The organism is Coprobacter secundus subsp. similis (assembly GCF_015097275.1).
GTDB classification, from domain to species: Bacteria; Bacteroidota; Bacteroidia; order Bacteroidales; family Coprobacteraceae; genus Coprobacter; species Coprobacter secundus.
In genome coordinates, this window is the sequence record NZ_AP023322.1 from 2,826,484 (window position 1) to 2,839,207 (window position 12,724).

The window sequence follows — 12,724 nt, forward strand, 5'->3', positions numbered from 1 at the left end:
TTATATTCTTTGCATTATTTACCTCTATTAATTTCTATAATAGAGGTAAATAATAATTTTATAAATATCTTTCTAAACTGACACTGTAACATTGTACCCTAAAATCCTTACCTTATCAGCTATTTCTTCTAACTCATCTTTAGACAATTTTTCCAAATTCTTTTCAGGAGTTTCTCTATCTATAGCATATATCATTATCTGACGGGGCTTTATTTCTTGTATAGCTTTTATCCAACCTTCAACTTCTTTCTCAGTAGTATTATCTATTATATGACCATTATGTATTCCCCTGACAAATAATGTTTGTATAATAAGATTTCCATTAAATTTTTTCAAATTATTTATCAACTTATCAACAGTAAAATTTTTATTGTTAGGAACATTTAATAATGCTATGGTTTCGGGAATAACAGAATCCAATTTTAATATATTATTATCTACTTTATTCAGAGCGTCAAATACAGACACTTTATCAATACATGTAGCATTTGATAGGACACTCACTTTTGCTTTAGGAAACCATTTATTCCTTAACAATAATGTATTATTTATTATATCTAAAAATTGAGGATGCAAAGTAGGTTCTCCATTACCTGCAAATGTAATAACATCTAACTCTTCTTTGTTATGAAACATTTCACTTAACTTGTTGTCCAACGATTTATAAACTTGTTCAGCCGTAGGTAAACCATGGCCTTTACCTTGAGAATTATATCCACATTCACAATAAATACAATCAAAGGAACACACTTTACCATCTATTGGTAATAAATTAACACCTAAAGAAATTCCTAACCGACGACTATGAACCGGTCCAAAAATTATACTTCCAAACAATTTTGTAGACATATCCTTATAATATTTTATATACAAAAATAACGATTGAAAATCATATCTATCTATAATTAAATAAATAGTTGTTGATAATTATATTAAATATTTAAAATTCAAATATTTAAAAATATAAATAGACAAATAATAAACAAACTATAAATAACTTATCAACAATAAACCATTTTATATATGTTAATAATAATAATTAACATATAATATACTGATAAATAGTATATTAAAATATTTATTATTATATATATTAACAACTTATATACAAGTTATACACAAGATAGAATTATAAATAAATAATGTAAAATAAGTATGATATATAACTAATAAAACTAATTTTGTAACGAATGAAAAAATTATTCATCATACTATGTACCTCATTGGTTTTTTATATATCAAATATATATAAAACCTCAGCTCAAACCCAGTTTTCAGCATTTACTGGTTCATATCACGCTATACTTCAAAATGGAGATACCGTATTGGTAATACAAATGAAAACAGTATATTGTTTTCCACCCATGAAATTCAAAAATAAAAAAGAGGAAAGATATTACTGGAAATTAGTACGTGATGTAAAAAAAACTTTACCCTATGCCAAGCTGGTAAAAGCTGCATTATTAGAAACTTATGAATATATAGAAACTTTACCTGATGATAAAGCCAAAAATGCACATTTGAGAAGAATGGAAAAAGAGCTTTTCAAAGAATATAAACCCGTTCTTAAAAAAATGACTTACAGTCAAGGAAAACTCCTAATAAGACTTATAGACAGAGAATGTAATCAATCTTCTTATAATCTTATAAAAGCTTTTTTAGGTAATTTTAGAGCAGGTTTATGGCAAACATTTGGAAGTATGTTTGGAGTCAGTTTGAAGTCTGAATGGGAACCTGAAGGAAAAGATGCCATGTTAGAAAGAATAGTTCTTTTAGTTGAATCTGGCGCACTATAAAATATAAAACTAATAATAAAGCTTTTTAAAGAAATCCCAGATAACTAGACCTGCAGTGACAGAAACATTTAAAGAATGTTTTGTTCCAAATTGAGGAATCTCTATGCTTTGATCACATTTATCAACAACTTTCTGCTGCACGCCTTTAACTTCATTACCTAGTACAACTGCATACTTATTATTTTTATCCAACTGTATATTCTGTAAGGCTACGCTATTTTCAACTTGTTCAATAGCAAACACTATATAACCTTTCTCATGTAAATAATCGATTGCAGTATTTGTATCTTCATAATACATCCATGATACACTATCTTCAGCTCCCAATGCAGTCTTATGTATTTCTTGGTGTGGCGGTGTCGCTGTAATCCCACATAAAAAAATATTTTCTATCAAAAAAGCATCTCCCGTTCTAAAAACAGAACCTACATTATTTAAACTCCTCACATTATCAAGAACTACAACAAGAGAAATTTTATCTGCTCTTCTAAATTCTTCTTGAGATAGTCTATTTAAATCAATTATACTTTTCTTCTCCATTTTTTCTTTAAATACAAAATACAAAAATAAGAAATACTTTCTACAGATTACTATTAATAAACTGTTAATAGCTTTTGATAACTTGTAGAAAACTTGAAATAAAAAAATGAGTATATATAATTCTTATTCCAAAAATAAAAGTATATCTCTATCTATATTTAAAATCAAAAGAAAAATACAAAAAGTTTTCTTTATAGTTATAAACGTCAAAAATAACAGTTATCAATAATCTTTATATAAGAAAGTTTTTAACTTTGCAAATTATAAACAATATGTGAATAAATAACGTAATCTATTCATAATAAGGTCAAATTATAGTTTATATAATATTAATAATAGAATATCTAATATTAATAACTTAATATACAATAGTTATTAGGAAATAGATATAAATACTATTAACAGTATATTATTATCATCATTTTTATTTTTAAAATTAAAAAGAAATAAAGAATATAATATATGAATAATGTGGATATCTCTAAAGGTTATATAGATATTCCTGTTGGTGGGGATATAGATTTAAAATCTGAAATAAATCGCTTAAGAAAAGAAAAAAATGCTATTATATTGGCTCACTACTATCAGAGTGGAGATATACAAGACATAGCTGATTTTGTGGGAGACAGTTTAGCCTTAGCTCAATGGGCTTCGAAGACAGACGCTTCAATTATAGTTTTATGTGGTGTACATTTTATGGGGGAGACAGCTAAAATATTGTGTCCCGATAAAAAAGTATTAGTTCCTGATTTAAATGCCGGGTGTTCTTTAGCTGACAGTTGTCCTGCTGATGATTTTAAGAAATTTGTTAGAAATAATCCAGGTTATACGGTTATTTCATATGTCAATACTTCTGCAGCCGTAAAAGCTGTAACTGATGTTGTGGTGACGTCAACTAATGCCCGTCAAATTGTTGAGAGTTTTCCTACTGAAGAGAAAATTATATTTGGACCTGACCGTAACTTAGGTAATTATATAAATAGTATTACAGGGCGCAATATGAAGCTCTGGGACGGAGCTTGTCATGTGCATGAAGAGTTTTCTTTAGAGAAAATATTAGATTTGAAAAAGCAGTATCCTGATGCTTTGATTTTAGCTCATCCTGAATGTAAAAAAGTTATATTGATGTTAGCTGATAAGATAGGTTCCACTGCTGCTTTATTGAAATATGCTACTGAATCATCCGCTAAAAAATTTATTGTGGCAACTGAATCAGGAATACTTCATGAAATGAAAAAAAGTAATCCAGATAAGACATTTATTCCAGCTCCACCTAATGATAGTACTTGTGCTTGTAATGAATGTAATTTTATGCGTTTGAATACAATGAAGAAGTTATATTTAACTTTGAAATACGAACTACCCGAAATAAAAGTAGATAAAGATATTGCTGATAGAGCTGTTCTTCCTATCAAGAAAATGTTAGATATATCTTCTAAATTAGGTTTATGAAAAAGAAAGGGACTGTCTAATCTGTCCCTTTCTCTAAATTATCTAACTCTCCACTGAAAGATATAGATTGTTTATTTCGAGATTGAACATGGATATATACATCCCCCGATAAGAAAATATCTATAAGAAATTCGTATTTATCCTCCTTGTTGTTGGCTGAAAACGATATAGTATATTTATTTTTCTTTTTGTTAATAGACTGTTTATAATTTGTATATTTTCCATTAGTCTTTATACCTCCTTCACCTCCACCATAAGGGGCAGAATAAGCCCTACCATAATAAGGTAGATATACAGAGACAGAATCATTATACATTTTGATATAATAATTGGATGTAAGATGTATGTAAGGCCCTTTTAATGGTAATGCAGATGAGACGTTTATTATATATTCTTTATTGTTTATTAATGTAATTATATTTTTTTCTTTATCTATGTCTTTATTTTGGGCAACTGATAGTGATATGGAGCAAATAATGAGACATGTAACAAAAAAAATGTGAGAGACAAATTTTTTCATAACCTCTATACTTTATGTTTTTATGCAAATATAAAAATTTTTGTATAGATTGATAACATGTTAAACTATTTTATATTAATTAGTTAACGACCATTATTTTAGTTACAACACCTTCTTTTCCTTCTTCATTGGAAGCGTAAACCAAATATATGCCGGTTTTTACTCTGTCACCGTTTTTATTTCTACCGTTCCATAATATTTGCCCACCATGAGAATAATTTTGATAAATTTGGTTTCCTGAGATATCTGTAATTTTAACTAAGGAATTTTCTTGTAATCCGGTAATAGTAATCCATCCTTCAAAATCAGGTCGTACAGGGTTAGGAAATGCATACACGTTGGAAAAATCATTTTTGCCTTCACCTGAGTCCCATCTGAAAGCTGCTAATCCATTTTCTGTACCGAAATATACTTCTCCTGTTTCTGGATTGATAACAATATTAAAGACCATATTAGAAGGCAATGGACTGTTTTGTGTAGTAAAATGATGTATAGTTTCCAATCCATCTTCACTTACTAAATATACTCCAGACTCTTTAGTTCCTATCCATTTTCTATTAGCGCCATCAATAGTAATACATAATATTGATTCATCGCTTAGTAGTAAGTCCGCATCGTTTGTTCCATCATTACGAGGAATTTTGACTCGGGTACATTTAAAATTTGAATTATTGAAATTGTCTGGGTTCGTTAATATAATAGGACCCTGATCTGTTCCAATCCATAATTGACCTTTTTTATCTTCTGTTATACAGAAAAATTGAGAAGCACTGATTTGTTTATCATCTTGGTCGATAAATGATGTAAATTTACGAGTTATATCGTCTGATAAATTATCTATTGTTTCGTTATCATTAAAAGCAAAAACCATGTTATTATATCGGTATGTAAAAAGAATCCATTTAGTTTTGGATTTTTCAGGTATTAACATTCTATCAAGATGTTGTTTATTCTTAAGTTCTGGATAGTCATAATTAACCCATTTGCCATCTCTTTTCATAACAAGTAAACCTGTATTTAAAGAATGATGAGTCATCCATAAATTTTTATCTTTATCGAATGTAAGTGCTGCTATTTTAGAGGCCCAATTATCTGCATTAGTTATAAAAGATACATTTTCGTTACCAAAATGAGCATCGAATTTATTATCTTTTACTCTGTATAAACCTTCAAGCCAAGAACCAAAATAGAGAATATTATCATTATCTGGGTCAACCACTATATTAGATAGAGCACAAAGTGGTATTTCAGGATGATAGAATGTAGGAAACTCGTTTGCTTTTATAAGACTCCAATGATTGTTTTCTAATATGGAAATATTGCTGCTTGTGAATTGATCAGTTCTATTGTATTCATTAATACCTGGATTATTGACATATAATTTGTTGTTATGAAAATATAAATTATAAGGTATCTTTATAGTAGAATTGTCAGTACAATTTATTTCTTTTGTTAGTGTGAGGATATCACCTTTCTTTTGAAAAAAACAGATACCTTTTGAAAAAAGGAAACATAAATTATTATTGTATATAGTGATATCTTTGATATCTTTATTTTTTAATGATTCGTATGTATTATAGTATAAATCTTCTGTTTTATTTAAATTTAAATCTTTGTTAGCATAAGTGTACATGTCATGATTGAAGAAAATAAAGTCTTCATTTAGTGTCTTTTTTATGTTTGAAAAATTTCCTATATATGAATAATTTTCGTTAGAATCCATTTTATAAAGACTGTTATTCATATCATGCATTAAAATACCAGTATCATTAGATAAAAGTTTCTTCAATTTTTGATCTTTATAAAATTTCCAATTTTTATATTCTAAAAGATTATCATTTAAATTTCCAATATAAATATTATCTTCTCTACCAGCATAAATAGTATTATTGAATATACATGATGATAATATTTTGATTCCTAAATTATATGTTATTTTGATTTCTTTCTTTTTTGCATTTAAGATAGTAATCCCATAATCTGTGGATAGTAATATATCATCTTGATAAAAGTTTATATCATTTATTGATTTAGAAGTATTGAATGTTGCATTTTTAATATATGGTATGTTATATATTTTATTATTTACCAATAGATCAATATTACTATTTTCGTAGATGATTACCAATATATTATTTTTTTTGTCGTATTCTATATTGATGACATTATTGTCATTTAGTAAATTTTGGGTATTGTATTCTTTATATTCATCATAATTTTTGTCGTATGAATATAGATAACCATCAGATATGAAGTAAACTAATTCTGGTGTTTCTATTATTTTAGAAGGTTCATAAAATGTTGAGAATATTTTCCATTCTCCCATACCTATTTGTGCTTGACAGGTAAGTATGGAAAAAAAGAATGTTATACAATAAAATATTTTTTTCATAAAATCTACTTTATGGATCGTAAAAATGTAATTAGTTTTTGAATGGCTATAGCTCTATGGCTAATTTTGTTTTTTATTTCTTCTCCCATTTCTGCAAAAGTTTGTTCGTATCCTTCAGGTTTAAAAATAGGGTCATAACCAAAACCTGATTTGCCGTGTTTTTCTTTTGTTATATTGCCATAGACTATTCCTTCAAACATATATGTTTTATTGTTCCATATTAATGCTATACATGTTTTGAAACGAGCACGTCGATTATCTATATTGGAAAGTTTGGATAAAACTTTTAACATATTGTTTTCAGCATTATGGTCATCACCTGCATACCTTGCTGAATAAACACCAGGTTCATTATTTAAACTTTCAATCTCGAGACCGGTATCGTCAGCAAAGCAATCATAACCATATTTTTCTTTAATAAATTGAGCTTTTAATAAAGCATTGCCTTCTATAGTATCTGCTGTTTCAGGTATCTCATCTGAGCAGTTAATATCCTCAAGACTATATAAATCAATTTCTTCATTCAATATAGAAGATATTTCTTTTATCTTATGCTTATTATTTGTAGCAAATACTAATTTTTTTTTCATTTATTTTTTATTGAATTTTTTACTTCTTATTTTTTACCAAATTGCTTTAATGCTTCAAAGTTGGAATTTAAATTTTCCTCTTCTTTTTCTAAAATATATATATGGTTTATATTTCCAGTAATTTTTACAATCACTGTTTGCCCAAAAGTGTATATCTTCAGAAATATCTTTGAAAGATATAGTTTTGGGAATATTTTTTAAAGAAAGTTCTTTTATTGAATATTCATTGTTATTATTATTATCAATAAGTTGATATCTTTTTTAAGCTGTTATTATAATTTTTAGCTTTACTTGTTACTAAATCAACGTAAGATGTGGCTATATTATTATTTATATCGAAAATATTATTGAAAACGAATATAAAGATTACTGATATATCTATATATTAATACCACAAATATTACACATATCCTTTTTTATAAATCATAATTTTAAGCTTTTATTTTATCAAATCCTTCTCCATAAACACCTACTACATTTGATTGTGATATGAAAGCATTAGGGTCTATAGATTTTACAATTCTAAATATATTGACGGATTCGTTTCGTTTAGCTAGTACACAGATAACTTTTTTGGGTTGTTTAGAATACCATCCCATACCTTCTAATATAGTTACACCTCTATCTATATCTTGATTAATTCTATTAGCAATCTCTTCGTATTTTTCGGAGAATATAAGAATCTGTACTGAACGACGTACACCATTGATAACCATGTCACATATATAAGTCATAATGACCATTGTTACTAAGCCAAATACGATTTTTTCAACACTGTGAAAAAGTAAATATGATGAAGATATAATAAGCACATCGCAATATAGAATCATTCTTCCAATAGAAACTTCTTTGTATTTATTTACAATGGCAGCAATAATGTCGGTTCCACCAGTACTTCCATTGTGTGTAAATACTATTCCTATTCCTGCACCACACAGCATACCTCCTATAACACAAGACATGAAAGGTTCACCATTTACTAAAGGTTCTTTTATTATAGATTGTAATATAGAAAGTAAAAATGTTGTTACGATTACACTGAATATAGTTCTTATACAAAATTGAAAACCGATAACTTTTATAGCTATTATTAATAATAATATATTGATAGTCGCATAAGTAAAAGCTACCGGTATATTAAATCCAAAAAATACAAGAGCTGCTATACCAGTTACTCCTCCAGTTGTTATTTCTTCTGGCAAAAGAAAGCCTGTCCATCCGAAAGCATATAGAATTAAGCCAAATACAATGAAACCGTAATCCTTTATTTCTACGAGAATACTTTTTATATGTTGATTCATAAGATTTAGATAAAAAATATAAAAACCGCATATAAAATTTATGATGAAAATTTTACTGCGGTTTTTATATTAAGATAAATGTTTAAAGAACTATATTGACTATTTTATTGGGAACGATGATAATTTTTTTAGGAGTTTTTCCATCTATCCATTTTGCAGATAAAGGGTGGTTGAGGACTTCTTTTTCTATATCTTCTTTTGAGGCCGATGTTGAAAATTCGAGATTAAAACGCGCTTTTCCATTAAAAGAAATAGCATAATTGACAGAATTTTCTTTTAAATAATTTTCATTAAGAATAGGCCATTGTGCATCACATATAGTAGATACATTACCTATTTGGTGCCATAGCTCTTCTGATATATGGGGTGCAAAAGGAGTTAACAGAATTAATAAATTTTCTAATACATGTTTATTACGGCTTTTTAAAGTAGATAATTCGTTGACACATATCATAAAAGCACTAATAGATGTATTAAATGAAAAATTTTCAATATCCCAACTAACCTTTTTTATAAGTTTATGTAAAGATTTTAATTCCTCTTTAGTTGGTTCATTATTTTTTACAGCAAGATTATTGTTATCGAAGAATAAGTTCCATAATTTTTTAAGGAAACGATGTACTCCATCTATTCCGTTTGTATCCCAAGGCTTGCTTTGTTCCAATGGACCGAGAAACATTTCGTATAATCTTAATGTATCAGCTCCGTAGCGTTCTACAATATCATCAGGGTTTACAACGTTGAACATTGATTTTGACATTTTTTCTACCGCCCATCCGCAAATATATTTACCGTCTTCAAGTATAAATTGAGCAGTATTAAATTCTGGACGCCATTTTTTAAAAGCTTCAATGTCAAGTATATCGTTGTTGACAATATTAACATCTACATGAATAGGTGTTGTTTCGTAATTATTTTTTAAATTGAGAGAGACAAATGTATTGGTATCTTTGATTCTGTATACAAAATTAGAACGGCCTTGTATCATTCCCTGATTAACCAGTTTTTTAAAAGGTTCTTCTTCACAGACTATACCAATATCATATAAAAATTTGTTCCAAAAACGACTGTAGATAAGATGACCTGTAGCATGTTCAGTTCCACCTATATAAAGATCTACATTTCTCCAGTATTCATTAATACTTTTCGATACTAATTCATTATTATTATGAGGGTCCATGTACCGTATATAGTAGGCTGACGAGCCGGCAAATCCTGGCATGGTACATAATTCCAATGGAAAATGGTCTCTGAATTTCCAATTTTTTGCACGACCTAATGGTGGTTCACCTTTTTCTGTTGGAAGAAATTTGTCAATTTCTGGTAATAGTAAAGGCAATTGATTTTCATCGAGCATGTAGGGCATATCATCTTTGTAATATACAGGAAAAGGTTCTCCCCAATAACGCTGACGGCTGAAAATAGCATCACGTAGACGATAGTTAACTTTTACTCTACCTATGTTCTTTTCTTTGATAAATTGTTTTGTTTTAGCAATAGCTTCTTTTACTTCTAAACCATTTAAATTTAAACCATTACCGCAAGAATTTATCATTTTGCCTTCTTTAGCGTCAAAGCTTTCTTTTGACACATCACAACCTTCTATTAATGGTATAATGGGCAAGTTGAAATGTTTAGCAAATGCATAATCTCTGCTATCATGTGCAGGAACTGCCATTATAGCTCCCGTTCCATATCCAGCAAGTACATAATCACTTATCCATATAGGAATTTTTTCATTATTGAGAGGATTTATGGCGTAAGCTCCTGAAAATACTCCACTGACACTTTTATCCATTAATCTTTCTCTTTCTGTACGATGTTTAATACTTTCTAAATATTCTTCAACAGCTTTTTGTTGGTCTGGTGTAGTAACTTGTTTTACATATTCACTTTCAGGCGCTAATACCATAAAAGTAACCCCAAATATCGTATCGGCACGAGTGGTAAAAATAGTGAATTCTATGTCAGAATTTACTACTTTAAATTTCATTTCTGCACCTTCGGAACGACCTATCCAATTTTTTTGAGTTTCTTTTAATGAATCTGTCCAATCTATAGTACTTAGGCCATCTAATAACCGTTGAGCATAAGCTGATACACGTAAGCACCACTGACGCATAACTTTTTGTTCGACAGGATAACCGCCTCTAACGGAGACACCTTCGCTTACTTCGTCATTTGCCAATACAGTACCCAATTGGGGACACCAGTTGACCATAGTATCTCCTAAGTAGGCTATTCTATAATTAAGTAATGTTTTTTGTTTTTCTTTTTCATCCATTACTTTCCATTCATCAGCTGTAAAATTTAGTTCTTCACTGCATGCTGCTTGTATATTGGATGTACCGTTTTGTTCGAATTTTTTGATTAATTCTGTAATAGGACGGGCTTTTTGTAAAGAGTTATCGTAATAATGATTAAACATTTGAATAAAGGCCCATTGAGTCCATTTGTAATATTCAGGATCACAAGTACGTATTTCTCTGCTCCAGTCGTAACAAAAGCCTATTTTATCAAGTTGTTCTTTATATCGGTTTATATTGTTTTGAGTAGTTATAGCAGGATGTTGCCCTGTCTGTATAGCATATTGTTCTGCTGGAAGTCCGTATGCATCGTAACCCATTGGATGTAATACGTTGAAACCTTTTAAACGCTTAAAACGAGAATAAATATCTGATGCTATGTATCCAAGAGGATGCCCTACGTGAAGTCCTGCACCTGATGGATAAGGGAACATATCTAATACATAATATTTGGGTCTATTATTATCTTCTGTTACTTTATAAGTATTGTTTTGTATCCAATACTCTTGCCATTTTTTTTCGATTTCCCTAAAATTATAATCCATGTCAATTTTTAGTTTTTAAGCATTTAGATGATTATGATCTAATACATTAGATGTGAGTTTATGTATTGATTGCAAAAGTAATAAAAAAAAAGATTGTTTGTTCTTTTTCAGCTTATTGTAGATTATAAAAAGAATAAGTACCAGTAGGTACAGGTATAAGAGATATTGCGATAGTATTGCCAATATTTGATTGCTCATAAATTTTATGGGCATGTAGATTATAATAGTGATGAAACGAAAAAAGTTTTGTACGTTTGTATTTTTAAAGCACGCTGAAGATGAAAATACATAATATTGATTTTGGAAATAAACCTGTATTATTAGCTCCGATGGAAGATGTCACTGATTCCTCGTTTCGTTTGATGTGCAAAGAATTTGGTGCTGACATGGTTTACACCGAGTTTATTTCAAGTGATGCTCTTATACGTAATGTGAGTAAGACTCAACAAAAATTGATTATCTCCGATAGGGAACGTCCAGTTGCTATTCAGATTTATGGTAGGGAAGTAGATACTATGGTAGAAGCTGCGCATATTTGTGCTGAAGCAAATCCTGATATTTTAGATATAAATTTTGGTTGTCCTGTGAAGAAAGTTGCAGGTAAGGGTGCTGGCGCTGGTATGTTAAGAGATATTCCTCGTATGATTAAAATTACAAAGGCTGTTGTTGAAGCAATAAATGTACCAGTTACTGTAAAAACTCGATTAGGTTGGGATTGTGAGTCTAAAATTATAGTAGATTTAGCAGAACGGTTACAGGATTGTGGAATAGCAGCATTGACTATTCATGGACGTACACGAAGTCAAATGTATACAGGAGAGGCCGATTGGACTTTGATAGGTAAAGTTAAGGAAAATATTCGTATGCATATACCTATTATAGGAAATGGGGATATTACTACACCTCAAATAGCAAAAGATAAATTCGACAAATATGGAGTAGATGCCATAATGGTAGGTCGAGCATCCATAGGTTGTCCTTGGATATTTAAAGAAATAAAAGAATTTTTATCTACAGGAAATATTTCTGAACTTTCAGTTAAAGATAAAATGAGTATATTGCGACGTCAATTGCAAGAAAGTGTGGAGCGAATAGATGAACGTAGAGGAATATTACATATAAGAAGACATTTGGCTGCTACACCTTTGTTTAAAGGTATACCTAATTTTAGAGATACTCGTATTGCAATGTTAAGAGCTGAAACAGTTACGGAGTTGACAAATATTTTGGATTATATAGAGAATATTGTATTGAAATCATAAATTAGTAAATAATTGATTAT

At 29.1% G+C, this 12,724-nt stretch carries 10 protein-coding genes; 3 read left to right on the forward strand and 7 right to left on the reverse strand.

Going from position 1 to position 12,724, the window contains the following annotated elements:
• Window positions 1-72 precede the first annotated feature (72 nt).
• Window positions 73-849: a radical SAM protein gene (locus Cop2CBH44_RS11380; RefSeq protein ID WP_021931697.1), complete on the reverse strand. Its 777-nt coding sequence runs from the start codon at window positions 847-849 to the stop codon at window positions 73-75.
• A 341-nt stretch (window positions 850-1,190) separates the two neighbouring features.
• Between Cop2CBH44_RS11380 and Cop2CBH44_RS11385 the strand changes: the two genes are divergently transcribed.
• Window positions 1,191-1,796, forward strand: a complete 606-nt coding sequence (locus tag Cop2CBH44_RS11385) for a DUF4294 domain-containing protein (RefSeq protein ID WP_021931696.1) — start codon at window positions 1,191-1,193, stop codon at window positions 1,794-1,796.
• Between the two features lie 9 nt (window positions 1,797-1,805).
• On the opposite strand, the gene Cop2CBH44_RS11390 is transcribed toward Cop2CBH44_RS11385, so the two are convergent.
• Entirely contained in the window at window positions 1,806-2,336 is a 531-nt protein-coding gene (locus Cop2CBH44_RS11390; protein ID WP_021931695.1) for an RNA methyltransferase, read from the reverse strand.
• 462 nt (window positions 2,337-2,798) lie between these two features.
• Between Cop2CBH44_RS11390 and nadA the strand changes: the two genes are divergently transcribed.
• Window positions 2,799-3,788 carry a quinolinate synthase NadA gene (gene nadA / locus Cop2CBH44_RS11395; protein WP_021931694.1) on the forward strand — a complete coding sequence of 330 codons (990 nt, stop codon included), beginning with the start codon at window positions 2,799-2,801 and terminating at the stop codon, window positions 3,786-3,788.
• 16 nt (window positions 3,789-3,804) lie between these two features.
• On the opposite strand, the gene Cop2CBH44_RS11400 is transcribed toward nadA, so the two are convergent.
• From Cop2CBH44_RS11400 to leuS, 5 genes are all read right to left on the reverse strand, one after another.
• Window positions 3,805-4,308: a DUF4251 domain-containing protein gene (locus tag Cop2CBH44_RS11400; protein WP_021931693.1), complete on the reverse strand. Its 504-nt coding sequence runs from the start codon at window positions 4,306-4,308 to the stop codon at window positions 3,805-3,807.
• A 79-nt stretch (window positions 4,309-4,387) separates the two neighbouring features.
• Window positions 4,388-6,700: a type IX secretion system anionic LPS delivery protein PorZ gene (gene porZ / locus Cop2CBH44_RS11405; RefSeq protein ID WP_200754832.1), complete on the reverse strand. Its 2,313-nt coding sequence runs from the start codon at window positions 6,698-6,700 to the stop codon at window positions 4,388-4,390.
• A 5-nt stretch (window positions 6,701-6,705) separates the two neighbouring features.
• Window positions 6,706-7,290, reverse strand: coding sequence for a non-canonical purine NTP diphosphatase (locus Cop2CBH44_RS11410; protein WP_200754833.1), 585 nt, complete (start codon window positions 7,288-7,290; stop codon window positions 6,706-6,708).
• 431 nt (window positions 7,291-7,721) lie between these two features.
• Window positions 7,722-8,591 (reverse strand): YitT family protein, encoded by an 870-nt coding sequence (locus Cop2CBH44_RS11415; protein WP_021931690.1) that lies wholly within the window; start codon window positions 8,589-8,591, stop codon window positions 7,722-7,724.
• 82 nt (window positions 8,592-8,673) lie between these two features.
• Complete coding sequence (gene leuS, locus Cop2CBH44_RS11420) at window positions 8,674-11,442, reverse strand: leucine--tRNA ligase (protein WP_200754834.1); 2,769 nt, start codon at window positions 11,440-11,442, stop codon at window positions 8,674-8,676.
• A 278-nt stretch (window positions 11,443-11,720) separates the two neighbouring features.
• On the opposite strand from leuS, the gene dusB reads away from it, so the two are divergent.
• On the forward strand, window positions 11,721-12,704 hold the full coding sequence (gene dusB / locus Cop2CBH44_RS11425) for a tRNA dihydrouridine synthase DusB (RefSeq protein WP_044226526.1): 984 nt from the start codon (window positions 11,721-11,723) through the stop codon (window positions 12,702-12,704).
• The last annotated feature ends 20 nt before the right edge of the window (window positions 12,705-12,724 follow it).